The organism is Brevundimonas sp., assembly GCF_030656255.1.
GTDB lineage: Bacteria > Pseudomonadota > Alphaproteobacteria > Caulobacterales > Caulobacteraceae > Brevundimonas.
On sequence record NZ_JAUSOE010000165.1, the window covers coordinates 1 to 13956 of the forward strand.

17 protein-coding genes are annotated in these 13956 nt (G+C 66.9%); 7 read left to right on the forward strand and 10 right to left on the reverse strand.

Annotated features, from left to right (window positions below; translation table 11 throughout):
* Positions 1-503: tRNA-dihydrouridine synthase (locus Q7J26_RS16350; protein ID WP_304937423.1), on the forward strand; the 503-nt coding region annotated here is incomplete at its 5' end.
* 242 nt (positions 504-745) lie between these two features.
* Entirely contained in the window at positions 746-1315 is a 570-nt protein-coding gene (locus Q7J26_RS16355; protein ID WP_304937424.1) for a 3D domain-containing protein, read from the forward strand.
* 72 nt (positions 1316-1387) lie between these two features.
* Here Q7J26_RS16355 and Q7J26_RS16360 read toward each other — a convergent pair whose 3' ends face one another.
* The 4 genes from Q7J26_RS16360 to Q7J26_RS16375 all read right to left on the reverse strand — a co-directional run bounded on the left by Q7J26_RS16360 (position 1388) and on the right by Q7J26_RS16375 (position 5551).
* Entirely contained in the window at positions 1388-2278 is an 891-nt protein-coding gene (locus Q7J26_RS16360) for a hypothetical protein (RefSeq protein WP_304937425.1), read from the reverse strand.
* Positions 2279-2365: 87 nt separating this feature from the next.
* A complete protein-coding gene (locus Q7J26_RS16365; protein WP_304937426.1) occupies positions 2366-2689 on the reverse strand; it encodes an Mpo1-like protein in 324 nt (107 codons plus the stop codon).
* Positions 2690-2728: 39 nt separating this feature from the next.
* The gene (locus Q7J26_RS16370) at positions 2729-4633 is read right to left on the reverse strand and encodes a DEAD/DEAH box helicase (RefSeq protein WP_304937427.1); all 1905 of its coding nucleotides are present in this window, start codon (positions 4631-4633) and stop codon (positions 2729-2731) included.
* Between the two features lie 162 nt (positions 4634-4795).
* On the reverse strand, positions 4796-5551 hold the full coding sequence (locus Q7J26_RS16375) for an SDR family NAD(P)-dependent oxidoreductase (protein ID WP_304937428.1): 756 nt from the start codon (positions 5549-5551) through the stop codon (positions 4796-4798).
* Positions 5552-5700: 149 nt separating this feature from the next.
* Here Q7J26_RS16375 and Q7J26_RS16380 point away from each other — a divergent pair, with 149 nt between their 5' ends.
* Entirely contained in the window at positions 5701-5910 is a 210-nt protein-coding gene (locus Q7J26_RS16380) for a flagellar basal body rod C-terminal domain-containing protein (protein ID WP_304937429.1), read from the forward strand.
* A gap of 22 nt (positions 5911-5932) precedes the next feature.
* Here the strand turns inward: Q7J26_RS16380 and Q7J26_RS16385 are convergent, their stop codons facing one another.
* Positions 5933-7819, reverse strand: a complete 1887-nt coding sequence (locus Q7J26_RS16385; protein ID WP_304937439.1) for a methyl-accepting chemotaxis protein — start codon at positions 7817-7819, stop codon at positions 5933-5935.
* A gap of 72 nt (positions 7820-7891) precedes the next feature.
* Positions 7892-8602 (reverse strand): helix-turn-helix domain-containing protein, encoded by a 711-nt coding sequence (locus Q7J26_RS16390; RefSeq protein WP_304937430.1) that lies wholly within the window; start codon positions 8600-8602, stop codon positions 7892-7894.
* 58 nt (positions 8603-8660) lie between these two features.
* On the opposite strand from Q7J26_RS16390, the gene Q7J26_RS16395 reads away from it, so the two are divergent.
* The 4 genes from Q7J26_RS16395 (at position 8661) to Q7J26_RS16410 (ending at position 11973) form a co-directional block, all read left to right on the forward strand.
* Positions 8661-9107, forward strand: coding sequence for a VOC family protein (locus Q7J26_RS16395; RefSeq protein WP_304937431.1), 447 nt, complete (start codon positions 8661-8663; stop codon positions 9105-9107).
* Positions 9108-9121: 14 nt separating this feature from the next.
* Entirely contained in the window at positions 9122-9589 is a 468-nt protein-coding gene (locus Q7J26_RS16400) for an SRPBCC family protein (RefSeq protein WP_304937432.1), read from the forward strand.
* 11 nt (positions 9590-9600) lie between these two features.
* Positions 9601-9948, forward strand: a complete 348-nt coding sequence (locus tag Q7J26_RS16405; RefSeq protein WP_304937433.1) for a DUF1428 domain-containing protein — start codon at positions 9601-9603, stop codon at positions 9946-9948.
* An 81-nt stretch (positions 9949-10029) separates the two neighbouring features.
* Complete coding sequence (locus Q7J26_RS16410; RefSeq protein ID WP_304937434.1) at positions 10030-11973, forward strand: ATP-binding protein; 1944 nt, start codon at positions 10030-10032, stop codon at positions 11971-11973.
* Here Q7J26_RS16410 and Q7J26_RS16415 read toward each other — a convergent pair whose 3' ends face one another.
* The 4 genes from Q7J26_RS16415 to Q7J26_RS16430 form a co-directional block, all read right to left on the reverse strand.
* Positions 11974-12420, reverse strand: coding sequence for a hypothetical protein (locus tag Q7J26_RS16415; RefSeq protein WP_304937435.1), 447 nt, complete (start codon positions 12418-12420; stop codon positions 11974-11976). It lies immediately after the preceding gene.
* Positions 12421-12459: 39 nt separating this feature from the next.
* On the reverse strand, positions 12460-13200 hold the full coding sequence (locus Q7J26_RS16420; RefSeq protein ID WP_304937436.1) for an extensin family protein: 741 nt from the start codon (positions 13198-13200) through the stop codon (positions 12460-12462).
* Between the two features lie 56 nt (positions 13201-13256).
* Complete coding sequence (locus Q7J26_RS16425) at positions 13257-13436, reverse strand: DUF2256 domain-containing protein (RefSeq protein WP_304937437.1); 180 nt, start codon at positions 13434-13436, stop codon at positions 13257-13259.
* Between the two features lie 57 nt (positions 13437-13493).
* A partial coding sequence (locus tag Q7J26_RS16430; protein ID WP_304937438.1) for a sigma-70 family RNA polymerase sigma factor occupies positions 13494-13956 on the reverse strand: 463 nt, incomplete at its 5' end.

The following is a 13956-nucleotide window of genomic DNA, read 5'->3' on the forward strand; positions in this document are numbered from 1 at the left end:
GGCTGCAGGGTCTGTCGCCCAAGGAGAACCGGGACGTGCCGCCGCTGGACTATGATCTGGTGCGCCGGCTCAAGCGCGAACGGCCGCATCTGAACGTCTCCATCAACGGCGGGATCGCCAACCTCGACGAGGCCGAGGCCCATCTGGCCGAGACGGACGGGGTGCGGCTGGACGGGGTCATGCTGGGTCGCGCCGCCTATCACGAGCCGGCCATCCTGGGTCAGGCCGACCGCCGTCTGTACGGCGCAGACACGGCGGACGTGGACGCCTTCGCCGCCCTGGACCGCTACCGCCCCTATATCGCCGCCCGGCTTGAGGAAGGCGCGCGCCTGCCCGCCATCACCCGCCACATGTTGGGCCTGATGCATGGCCGCCCCGGCGCGCGCGCCTTCCGCCGCATCCTGACGGTCGAGGCCATCCGGCCGGGCGCCGGGCTGGAGGTGGTGGACCAGGCCGCCGACGCGGTGCGCGAAGCCGAGGCCCGTCGCGAAGAGGCGGCCTGAGGCGGGAGCGCCTCAACGAATGACCGTCCAGACGCGCCGTCCTGAGGGATCGAATCGTTCAAGACGTCGCCGATGAGGTGGATTTATAAGCCGAACAAATACGGCGTGGACTCAGTCGCTTAAGGCCGACCATGTCCGGTTGAGCGCGCCCGAACAGGCCCGCGCCCCTTTCTGGCCACAAGTTAACGCGACAAAACCGGCGCCGGCGGCGTTGGGAGCCGGCGCCTCAATGAGCAAATCGGATGATCGGCGCTTCCGCTGCCTTCGCCATGATGTGGGCCGCCATGTCCTCGCTCTCGAGCGGACCGGTCCCTTACAATGTCGCTGTTGCGGCGGATGAAGCCAGGGTTCAACCCCTGGCTCCCGAGATCGGTTCCACCGAGGCCTCGTCAGAAATCGCCTCGGAACTGGACGCTGACCAGGCCGAACTGATGGCCGGCGATCCGGACTGGCGCGCTTCGGCCCGCCTCTATCACGCAGGCGGCGGCGGGGCGACGGGCAATGATTCCCTCGGTTGCCGCCCCATCGCCATGCGCACCGTCGCGGTCGATCCCCGCGTCATTCCCCGCCGCACCAAGCTGTTCATCCGCGAGACGGTCGGCCTGCGTCTGGCCGATGGTTCGATCCACGACGGCTACTGGTACGCTTCCGACACCGGCGGCGCGATCAAGGGTCAGAAGATCGACCTCTACACCGGACATGGCCGGGGCTCGATGGCCCAGGCCCGTCGGCTGAACATGCAGACCCTGACCATCGCCGACGCCGGCCGTTTCGACGGCTGCCCCCCGGCCTGGGAAAACGCCTCCAACTAAATTCGAACCAGACGAAAAACGCCGGCGCGCCTCACGGCCGCCGGCGTCTTCGTGTCCGCCTGAGACCGGACCCTATTCCAGTTCGCTGACCTTCAGCGTCGACTGCACCATGTCGTCGCCATAGGTGCCCACCCAGACGTCGTAGCGTCCGCCCTGGGGATTGGTGATCAGGACCTTGGGGTTCACGCCGCCGCCGCTGTCGTCATCGCAATACCAGCGTCCGTTCGGCGCATTGACCAGAAGCGTGGTGTCCTCGGACGCCTCGACCAGGAAGGTCAGGTCCAGGTCGCCGGGTTCGAAGAAGACCTGATAGTCCGCCGCCGCGCTGACCTTGCCCTCGCAGCCCGGCTTGGCCGCAGAGGCCGGGATCGACCCGCCCGCCAGGATCGGCTTCTCATGCGGGTCCGGCGTAAAGCCAGAACGCAGCCTCACCGAGCCGAAATTAGGCTCCAGGTCCGCATCCGGCGCGCCTGCGGCGCTCGTCTCCGACCCGCCCAGTTCGCTGATCTCCAGCGTCGATTGGACCATGTTGTCGTTATAGGTGCCCAGCCAGATGTCGTAACGCCCGCTTTGCGGGTTCGAGATCAGCACCTTCGGGTTCAGATCGCCGCCGCTGTCGTCATCACACAGCCACTGGCCGTCGGGGGTGTTGACCAGAAGCGTGGTGTCCTCGGACGCCACCGCGCGGACGGTCAGATCCAGATCGCCGGCCTCGAAGGTCAGTTGCAGATCGGGCGCGGCGCTGACCGATCCCTCGCAGCCCGACCGGGCGGCCGAGGCGGGCACGGAGCCGCCGGCCAGAATGGACTTGGTCCAGGGATCCGGCGTGAAGCCCGTCTGCAGCGTGACCTCGCCATAGTTCGGGTCGAGAGTGAAGTCCGGCTTGGCGCCGCTCTTCTGTGCGACGCTGACGCCGGGCGCGAACGCGAGCGCGGCGCCGGCGACGAGGGCGATGATCTTCATGGGGTTGATGTCCCTTGCCTGCGGCCTCCCGCCGCAGAGCGAACATATCCGCTTCCCGGTCACGGCACAGCTTCAAATCGCAACGGTCTAGAAGCGACGCCGGCCCGTGACTGTCTCGTAGAACAGGCGGAAGTCGCCCATCAAGCTCCACAACGGATACTGGAAGGTCGCCGGGCGGTTCTTTTCGAAGAAGAAATGCCCGACCCAGGCGAAGCCGTAGCCGATCAAGGGCATGGCCAGAAGCCACCACGGATTCAGCGTCAGCCCGAAGCCGACGAAGGCCAGGATCACCAGACCGGTGCCGACCACATGGATCCGCCGGCAGGTCCGGTTGGAATGTTCGTGGATGTAATAGGGATAGAAGGCCTCGAACGAGGCGTATCTTTCCCCTGGTCTGAGCGGCGCGGTCATGGACGGAGGGTGCGCCTCCGCCCATGACCAGGCAAGCCCTTAGGCCTTGGGCTTGAACCCGGCCTTCTTGAAGCCCGGCTTGGCCTTGAACGGCTTCTTGGCGAACGGCTTGTCGCCGGCCGCGTTCGAGCGCGGGTTCTCGCCGCCGGCGTCCGCCTTGGGAGCCCAGGGTTTCTTCTTGAACGGCGGGCGGGCGTCGCCCTCGCCGCTGTCGGCGCGCTTGTAGGGCGTCTTCTTGAACGGACGGTCGCCGTCTTCACGACGCGGCTTGCCGGCGCCGGCGAACTTGCCCGCCTTCATCGAACCCGGAGTCGGGGCTTCCGAGGACGTGATCTTGACCTCGTCGTTCGAGGCGGCGACGGCCTCGCGGAAGGCCTTTTCGTGGGTCTTGGCGATCTCGAACCGGGTCTCTTCCGGGAAGGTGCGGATGGCGCCGATCTGGGGCTTGGAGATGCCGCCGATGCGGCAGATCAGCGGGATCAGCCATTTGGGGTCGGCGTTCTTGTTGCGGCCCACATCCAGACGGAACCAGACCACGTCGTCCGCGCCCAGGCGGTCCCCCGGCCAGGGCTGGGCGGCCGTGCCGTCTTCGTTGCGCACGGTGCGCTCGCGCTTGACGGGGCTGCGATCCGAGCCCGGATCGGACAGCTCTTCCGGGGCCGGCTGCTCCTTGCGCAGCAGACGCACCAGGGCGGCGGCGATCTCGTCCGGCGTGCGCTCGGCGATCATCCGTTTGGCGACGATCATGTCTTCGTCGGTGACCTCGGCCTCGAAGAACTCGGGCGACAGCAGACGGCCTTCATCGGCCTTGCGGATCTCGTCGAAGGTCGGCGCGCCGGACCAGACGGCGTCGATGCCGGCGTCGTCCATCAGACGCTCGGCCTTGCGGCGACGCGAGTGCGGCACCAGCATCACGGAGACGCCCTTCTTGCCCGCCCGGCCCGTCCGGCCCGAACGGTGCAGCAGGCCGGCGCGGTTCATCGGCAGTTCGGCGTGGATGACCAGGCCCAGGTCGGGCAGGTCCAGACCGCGCGCGGCCACGTCGGTGGCGACGCAGACGCGAGCGCGGCCGTCACGCAGCGCCTGCAGGGCGTCGGTGCGTTCGCGCTGGCCCATTTCGCCCGACAGGGACACGGTCGAAAAGCCGCGCTCCAGCAGCGAGGCCTGGAGGTGACGCACAGAATCCCGCGTCGAGCAGAAGACCATGGCGCGCGGCATCTCGTACCAGCGCAGGGTGTTGACCACCGCGTGTTCGATCTCGTTGGGGGCGATGCGATAGGCGCGGTATTCGATGTCGGCGTGCTGGCGCGTCTTGTCGGTGGCGTCGATCCGCACCGCGTCCTTCTGGTAGCGCTTGGCCAGGGTGACGATCTCACGCGCGATGGTGGCCGAGAACAGCAGGGTGCGGCGTTCGGCCGGCGCCTGGTCCAGGATGTGCTCCAGGTCCTCGCGGAAGCCCATGTCCAGCATCTCGTCGGCCTCGTCCAGGACGGCGACCTTCAGCTCGGACAGGTCCAGGTTGCCCCGGTCGATATGGTCCTTCAGACGGCCGGGCGTGCCGACGACGATGTGGACGCCGAAGCTCAGGGCGCGGGCTTCACGACGGGCATCCATGCCGCCAACGCAGGTGGCGATCTTGGCGCCCGAGTCGGCGTACAGCCAGCTCAGCTCGGCCGCGACCTGCATGGCCAGTTCCCGCGTCGGCGCGATGGCCAGGCACAGGGGCGCGCCGCCCGGACCGAAGATCGGCTTGTCGCCCAGCAGGGTCGGGGCTGCGGCCAAGCCGAAGGCGACCGTCTTGCCCGAACCGGTCTGGGCCGAGACCAGCAGGTCGCGTTCAGCGTATTCGACTTCCAGGACAGCGGCCTGAACCGGGGTCGGCTCGGCATAGCCCTTGTTGACGAGAGCGCGGTCTAGCGCGGGATGGACGGCGGGAAAGGGCATCGGCTACCTGGGACAACGGACAAGGCGGTCGTCGAAACGACCGCGCCCGGCCGAGGACAGTCCTCAGGCCGGGCGAGTAATGCCGCTCTATACACGGATAATGGCGCGAGCGGGGCAAAAAACGCCGTTCACCACGACGCCCCGCTCAAGAACGACCCCGGATCAGACCTTGAACGACAGGAAACCGTCGTCCACCGCCACGGTTGAGCCGTTGACGGCCGAGGCCGCGTCGCTGAACAGGAAGGCCACCACGCTGGCGACCTTTTCCGGCTGAATCAGTCGGTTGTGCATATGCTGGGCGGCGAGGGGCGCCTTGGCCGCGGGGTCGTCGCCCAGGATCGGGGTGTCGATGAAGCCCGGCGCCACGCCCACGACTCGGATGCCGTATTCCGCCAGTTCCAGCGCGCCCGACCGGCTCATGGACACCACGGCGGCCTTGGCGGCGTTGTAGTTGAAGCTCCCGCGCGCGGCGATGGAGCCGTAAATCGAGGCCGTGTTCACGAAGGCGCCCTTGGCGCCCAGTTCGACCATCTTCTTGGCCCCATAATACAGGCCGTAATAGACGCTGTGCTGATCGACCTCGATCACCTTCAGATAGGAGGCCGGGTCCATCTCCAAGAAGGGTTTCACCAGGCCGATGCCGGCATTGTTGAACATGCCGTTCAACGTGCCGAGCTTCTCGACCGCGAACTCGACCAAGGCCTCGACCTCCTCGGCCTTGGAGACATCGACCTTATAGGCGAAGGCTTTGACGCCCTTGCCCAAGGCCTCGACCTCTTTCGCCACCGCCTCGGCGCCATCCAGGTTGAAGTCGGCGACGATCAGGTTCGCCCCCTTCTCGGCCAGGGCCAGACAGGCCGCTCGCCCGATGCCGCTGGCTCCGCCCGTGACGATCAGGGCTTGATCCTTCAGTTCCATGGCGAGGGTCTCCTTCAATAGACAGGACACCGGATATGGAGGCGCCGGGCCGGGATGAAACCCGATCCGCCATATTTCGTCGTTCACCCTGTTTGTTTGACGGGCGTTGACCGGACGGGGGTCAGACAGCAGGCTGAAGGAGACCGCCCATGCAGGCCATGTCTATCGCCGCCGTCGGAATGATGAGCGCCCAATCACGGTTCGAGGCCAGCGCCCGCCGCACCGCGACCGCGCCCCTGGACAACCTGGCCGCTGAGACGGTCGAGCGGATTCAGGCCAAGACCGCCTTTACCGCCAACGCCGCCGTGGTCCGCACCGCCGACGACATGAGCGGAACCCTGCTGGACATGCTGGCCTGACGCTCGGCGGCGGTCTGCCGGGCTAGAATTCTTCCCAGCCGTCCACCGACGGCGCGGCCTGCGGCTTGGGCGCCGCGCCGCCGCGCCCAAGAGTCTTCAACGCCGCCGCCATATGGGGCGCCCGCGCGGGCGCCGTGGCGCGAGGCTGAGGCGGCGCCGATGTGCGCGCCGCAGGGGCGCCGACCTGGAACTGCGCCACGGACGCCTGCAGCGCCTCGGCGTCCTGGGCCAGAGACTGGCTGGCGGCGGTCGATTGCTCGACCATGGCGGCGTTTTGCTGCGTGACCTGGTCCATCTGGTTCACGGCCGTGTTGACCTGGGCCAGGCCCACGGCCTGTTCCTGGGCCGAGGCTGCGATTTCCGTCACCAGGGCGTCGATCTCGGCCACCCGGTCGACGATCCGTTGCAGGGCCTCCCCGGTCTGACCCACCAGTTTGACGCCCGAACCGACCTGGGTCGTGGAGGTCGAGATCAGGGTTTTGATTTCCTTGGCCGCATCGGCCGAGCGCTGGGCCAGGGCCCGCACTTCCGACGCCACCACCGCAAAGCCGCGACCGGCCTCGCCCGCACGCGCGGCTTCAACGCCCGCGTTCAACGCCAGCAGATTGGTCTGGAAGGCGATCTCGTCGATGACGCCGATGATCTGATTGATCTGGCTGGACGAGGATTCGATCGCCTGCATGGCCGAAACCGCATCGCGCACGATGACGCCTGAGGTCTCGGCGTCGCCCTTCGCGGCCTGGACCACGTCCGAAGCCTGACGGGCGCCCGAGGCGGTCTTTTTCACCGTGGCCGTGATCTCGTCCAGGGCGGCGGCGGTCTCTTCCAGGCTGGCGGCCTGTTGTTCGGTACGGCGCGACAGGTCGTCGGCGGCCTGGGAGATCTCGCCGGCGCCCGAGCGGATGCTGGCCACATTGCCGACCACGACCGACACGGCCTGCTGCAGTTGGGCGATGGCGGCGTTGAAGTCGGACTTCAGCTGTTCGGCGCGCGGGGCGACCTCGACGGTGAACCGGTGGGTCAGATCGCCGTTCGACATGGCCGCAAGACCCTGGCCCAGGGCCGTCAGGGCGACACGGTCCTCTTCGGCGATACGCGCCTTCTCGGCTTCATTGGCGCGATGCTCGGCTTCGCTGATGGAACGCTGCGACTGGGTCTCGGCCTCCAGCCGGATCTTCTCGACCGCATTGTCGCGGAAGGTGCCGACCGAGGCGGCCATCCGGCCGATCTCGTCGCCGCGGCCCTGGGCGGGAATGGCGACCTTCAGGTCGCCGGCAGCCAGCTGATCCATGGCGCGGGTCATGGCCACGATAGGCTGGCTGAGCGCCCGCACGAGCCACAGGGTCATGGCCGCCGCCACCAGCAGGGCCAGAACCCCGCCGACCACCAGGGCGGCGTAGCCGCTGTTGAAGGCCGTACGCTTCTCGGCGTTCTTGCGGTTCAGCACGCCTTGCGTCAGATCGTCGATCGACTTCACGGCGGCGCGGACATCGGTCAGTCGGGCTGTTTTGGTCAATTGCGACACCGCCTGCGGCCGCAGGGCCGGATCGCGGGCCAGGTCCATCAGGGCCTGGGACTGCTGGTTGAATGCCGCGGCCGACGCCGTCATCGCATTCAGCTGACCGGCGTCGACGCCGTCGGCATCGCTTGTCTTCAGGGCCTGGACAGCCTGATCGAAGGCCGCCTTCGACTCCTTGTATTTCGTCAGGGATTCCGGCTCGCCGGTCGCCACATAGGAGCGCATGGCGTTCTGCTGTTCCACGGCCGTGGCCAGGATTAGGTCGGCGGCCCGGCTGATCTGGGTGGCCGATCGTTCAGCGTCGTCCGATCGCTGCAGCGAGACCAGGCTGAACAGGACCACCAGGGTCGCCACACCGCAGGCGCTCATCATGGCCCCCAGGGCGATCATGAGTTTGATGGAAATAGACAAGGACTTGAACACGTCCGCCTCCAAAGCAACCTGAGACAGTTGTGCTAAGGCTCAGGTGTTACCAAACCTTGCTAAGGCCACGCTTTCCGTCGTCGCTTTTTCCGGGAGGTGGAAGAAGTCGATGAACCGCTCGAACACGCTCTGGTCTCCGTCAATCGTCATGTCCGCCGCCAGGGTCGAGAGCGGAACCTTGCCGTAGACGGCGGCGGCGAGCAGCGGCGGCCGTGCCGTCACCGTCACGTCCACGCCCGCGATTTCGCCGCGCTGCGCCTGGAGACGACCTTCGGACACCGTCACCCGGAAACTCTCGTCGTCGAAGACGAAGCCGAGCGCCATGGCGGCCTTACCGGCTCTGCCGGCGTCGAACATCGTCTTGAACGACAGCATGATCGAGACTGCGCTGATCGGCAGCGTCGGATCATGCGCCGGCGACCGTGCGGCCCAGCGGCCGAGAACCATGAAGATCGGTTCGATTTCATATCCCCAGTCCGTCAGCTCATAGACCTGAACCGAGGCCGGCGGCGGCAGCTTGCGACGACGCACCACGCCCGACGCCTCCAGCCCCTCCAGCCGCTGAGTCAGCACATTGGCGGATAGGCCGCAGAGGTCCTTTCTCAGGTCACCGAACCGGCGCGGGCCCATCATCAGTTCGCGCACCACCAGAAGCGCCCAACGCTCGCCCACCAGATCCAGTCCGTGCGCCGCCCCGCAGGCGTCATGATACCGACGGCCTGACTTGATGGTTACTTTTTCTAACTTCATGGTTGACTGTTCTAATCTCGCGCAGCACGGTTAGCAAACATAGGGAGAGGACAGACGTATGACCCAGCTGATTTTCATCAATCTGCCCGTCGCCGACCTGAACCGGTCCATCGCCTTCTACGAAGCGGTCGGCGCCACGAAGAACCCGATGTTCAGCGACGAGACCGCCGCCTGCATGGTCTTGTCGGACGTGATCCACGTCATGCTGCTGACCCACGACAAATGGCGCACCTTCACCGATCGCCAGATCCCCGACGCCCATGTCTCGGCCCAAGTGCTGCTCTGCTTGTCGCGAGACAGCCGTGAGGCGGTCGATGCGATGGCGGCCCAGGCCGGGGCGGCAGGCGGAACGGCGGACCCCAACAGGCCCCAGGACTACGGCTTTATGTACGGACGCAGCTACGCGGACCCGGACGGCCACATCTGGGAGATCATGTGGATGGACCCCGCCGCCATAGCCGCCGGGCCAGAGACCTTCGCCGCCAATGAACTGACACCGGCCTGAGCGGGAGACCTGACATGTCCGACCATTTCGAACTCGGCGTCACTCGCCTGATCCAGGCCTCCCCCGAAACCGTATGGAAGATCTATGTCGAGCGGACAGGGGAATGGTTCTGCCCGCGTCCCTGCACCACGCCCGTCGTCGATTGGGACCTTCGCACCGGCGGCCGCGCCAATGTGGAGATGCAGTCGCCCGAGGGCGAGCGCCACGCCTATTCCGGCGTCTTCCTGGAGGTGGTCCCCGGCCGTCGGCTGGTCTCGACCGGGGCGCTGACCGAGGGCTGGGTCCCGCAGGCGGGCGAAATGAACTTCGTCCGCATCGACACCTTCGAACCCGAGGGCGAGGACACACGCTACACCGCCGTCGCCCGGCACTGGGATGAAAAGGCGATGCAGACCCACCGCGCCATGGGCTTCCAACAGGGCTGGGACGCCGTGGCCGACCAACTGGCCGAACTGGCCGAACTGGCCGAAACCAAAAACTGAGGAGACAGATCATGACCTATGTGACCGGCTTCGTGACCCCCGTGAAAACGAGCGACAAGGACGCCTATCTGAGATGCGCCGAGGCGGCGGCGCCCATCTTCAAGGAGTTCGGCGCCCTCTCCATCATGGAGAACTGGGGCGTCGACATTCGCGACGGCAAGCTGACGGACTTCAAGATGGCGGTGAAGCTGGAACCCGACGAGACCGTGGTCCTGTCCTGGATTGTCTGGCCCGATAAGGCGACCGGCGACGCCGCCGAGAAGAAGATGATGGAGGATCCCCGTTTCCACGAGATGGAGATGCCGTTCGACGGCAAGCGAATGGTCGTCGGCGGCTTCGAGACGATCTTCGACGCTTGAAGTCGATCGCCCCGAGACCGTCACGTTCACCCCGTTGCAATATCTTCGCGGCAGACTTGAGCTTCCAAGGGGAAGCTGCCCATGCCCAGCGGTCAGACGGCGGACACCGCCACATTCGATGTGGCGCAGTTCTGTCAGGCGGTCGAACATTCACCCATCGGCACGGCCGTCTTCGGGCTGGACGGCGTCTGGCTGAACGGCAACGCCGCCCTGCGTCGTTTCCTGGGGTACAGCAGCGACGAACTCAGGACGGTCAACTTCCGGGACGTGACCCATCCCGACGATCTGGACGCCGATCTCGTCCTGTTCGAACAACTCACCTCAGGCCGTATTCCGTCCTACGAGATCGAGAAACGCTATATCCGCAAGGACGGCGGCGTCGCCTGGGCCACCCGCACCGTCTCTCTGGTCCGCAGCGCTGCGGGCGACCCCCTGTTCTATATCTCCCATGTTCAGGATATCGCCGGCCGTAAGGCGGCCGAGGCCGAGCGGCTCAAGCTGGCCGACCGCGCCACCCTGGCCGCACGCGCCGCCCAGATCGGAATCTGGGAATTGGACTTGAACACCAACGCCCTGTCCTGGTCGCCGGAGATGTTCGACCTGTTCCTCACCCCGGAGCCGGACGTTCTGAATCTGGACTTCTTCGCCAGCTTCGTTCTGGAAGATGATCGCGAAACGCTGAAACGAGACACCGCCGCCGCCTTGAACGGTCTCCTGCTGGACACCGAGTTCCGCATACGCCGGACGGACGGCGAGATCCGGCACATCAAGGGTTTCGGCAGTCTGGAGCGTGGGATCGACGGGGCGCCGGACCGGTTGGTCGGCGCCAACTGGGACGTCACGGAAATGCGGTTGCTCGCCGAACGCGCCGAGGCCGCGAGTCGCGCCAAATCCCAGTTCCTCGCGGTGATGAGCCACGAGATCCGCACGCCCATGAACGGCATACTGGGCATGACCCAAGCCATGCAGGCCGATCCTCTGCCCGCCGTGCAACGCGAACGGCTGGACGTCGTCGCCGAGTCCGGCGCCGCCTTGCTGACCATCCTCAACGACATCCTCGACCTGTCCAAGGTCGAAGCCGGCAAGATGGAGCTGGAAAGCGTGGCCTTCGATCTGGAGATCCTGCTCGGAAATCTCCGCTCGACCTATGCGTCCACCGCCGACGACCAGGGTCTGGTCCTGGCCCTGGATATGGGCGACGCCGCCGGCCTCTATCGCGGCGATCCAACCCGGTTGCGCCAGATCCTGTCGAACCTGATCTCAAACAGCCTCAAGTTCACGTCTCAGGGCCGCATCGACATCGCGGCGCGGCGCGACGGTCACGCCCTGGTCCTGACCGTCGCCGACACGGGCGTGGGCATGACGACCGAGGTCATCACGCGCATCTTCAATCCGTTCGCCCAGGCCGACGCCTCGACCACGCGCCGGTTCGGCGGCACGGGCCTGGGTCTGTCGATCGTGCACGAGCTGACCCGGCTGATGCAGGGCCGGATCGAGGTCGACAGCCGGCCGGGCGAGGGCTCCCGATTCACCGTCATCCTGCCCCTGCCCTGGCTCGGCCCAGCGGTGGGCGCGCCCGCCCCTTCCGCCTCCGACGTCAAACAGGGCGGCGCCGGTCTTCGGGTTCTGGCCGCAGAGGACAACGCCATCAACCGCCTGGTCCTGCGCACCCTGCTGGGCCAGTTCGGCATCGAACCGATGATCGTCGAAAACGGCGCCCAGGCGGTCGAGGCCTGGCTGGGCGGCGACTGGGACATCGTCCTGATGGACGTGCAGATGCCGGTCCTCGACGGTTTCGGAGCCGCCCGCGCCATTCGTGAACGCGAGGCCGCCGAGGGCCTGCCTCGCATTCCGATCATCGCCCTGACCGCCAACGCCATGCCGCATCAGCGCGACGAGTGTCTGGCCCACGGCATGGACGCCGTCGTCGCCAAACCCATCGACGTCCGCGCCCTGATCTCGGCCTTGGAGACTGTGGGCCAAAAAGACGAACACCCGGCGCAAAGCGGCCGCGCCATCGCCTGATCAGCCTCGAGCCGCCTTGAGGTCCAGGGTCAGGGCCTTGCGGCGTGCGCCATGGGCCCGTTCCAGATCCGCCCTCTTCGCCTCCAGCGCCTTGAGCTGATCGTCGATGGACGACAAAGCCGCCTGATGGTCCGCGTCCAGCTGATCGAGCTCGTCTTGCAGTCTTTCGAGCTTCGCAAGCCGGGCTTTCGACGGCCCTGAAGCCTTCGGCCTGGCGGCTTTCCCGATCTTGCCGACATCGATCGCCAGACCGCGCTCGATCACCTCGCCGGGCGCCGCCAGGGCCGCATCATAGTCGGGTCCGCCGCTCAGTTCGCTGGCCAGGCCTGTGGCGAACAGATCCTGTTTCGACCCCCAGGCCTCCAGCGCCTTGGGGCGCGAGCTGGCGGCGACCGTGAAGGCGTGAAATCCGTCCGACCAGGTAAAGACCTTCAACCTCGGCGCCATGCATTCGTCCCTGACCCGGCCGCCTGAATGGGCGCCGCCTTAGCGGCAGAAACGCGTGTCGGTGGCTTCCAGATGCAGATGATCATAATGCACCGCATTATAGTCGGGGCTCAGGGTCGTGCCGAAGATGCGGCAGGCGTCGTCGCGGATGCGGCGCAGGAAGCGGGCCTCGGCCCCTTCGCCGTTCCAGCCGTTCGTCACCGAAATGCGCCGCCCGTCGCGCAGCCGCACCCCGGCGAAGTCCAGAGCCGCCGCCTGCGAATGGGCGCTGATCCGGGTCGAGCCCGCGCCGTTATTCACATTGCGACAGGCGTAGGCGCCCATGTGATCGATCTGGACCACGTCGGACCCCAGTATCTCGCGCGCCGCCGGCTCCAGCGACTGGCGCCGCCAGATGCTCAGGGCCAGGGCCGTCTGGCAGGTCATCTGCACGTCCCCCGGCGCCATCCGAGCCACCGTGCCCATGTCGGCGCCCAGCACCCCGCCCTGTCTCAGGCCGCAGGTGGCGGTATTGGTCCGGTCGGGCACAGGGCTGAACGTCACCCGCGCGGCGTTCAGCTCGGCCAGGCACCGGCCCAGGTCCGCGCCCACGCGCACCACCGCCCCTTGGGTGCCCCCGTCTATGGGGCGGTCGACCAGCCCCCCGACCAGGGGCGCAGGCGTCCGCCCCGGATAGGGCGACGGCCGCAGCGGCTCGGGCGCGCGCCGCACGCAGCCACTCAGGATCAGCAGGACCGCGAGGCCGGCCGACAGACGCATGATCAGAACATTGGAAGCCATCGCCCGAATCCTAGCCGATTCCCGCCGGGCGCGTCGGTCACGAGGCGGAGAGCCGCCTATCGCCGTTCCGGCGCCGCGCCGGCGGCCCGACACCGGTCCGAACAGAACCGCACCTGATCCCAGTCCCGCGCCCATTTCTTGCGCCAGGCGAACGACAGGCCGCAGGCGACGCAGACCTTTTGCGGCAGGTCGGCCTTGTCGGGCGCCCGGCCCAGATTGACGTGTTTACGACCCATGCCGCAGCGGCTCCGACGAAAAAGGGCGGCTCCTGTCGGAGCCGCCCCTGATCATTCTCAGCTGTCCAGGAAGGACCGCAGCTTGCGCGACCGGCTGGGGTGTTTCAGCTTTCGCAGCGCCTTGGCCTCGATCTGACGGATCCGCTCGCGCGTCACCGAGAACTGCTGGCCGACCTCTTCCAGCGTATGGTCGGTGTTCATGCCGATGCCGAACCGCATCCGCAGGACCCGCTCCTCGCGCGGCGTCAGGGACGCCAGCACGCGGGTGGTGGTCTCGCGCAGGTTCGACTGGATGGCGGCGTCGATGGGCAGGACGGCGTTCTTGTCCTCGATGAAGTCGCCCAGATGGCTGTCTTCCTCGTCCCCGATCGGGGTTTCCAGCGAGATCGGCTCCTTGGCGATCTTCAGGACCTTGCGCACCTTCTCCAGCGGCATGGCCAGCTTCTCGGCCAGCTCTTCCGGGGTCGGCTCGCGGCCGATCTCGTGCAGCATCTGGCGGCTGGTGCGGACGATCTTGTTG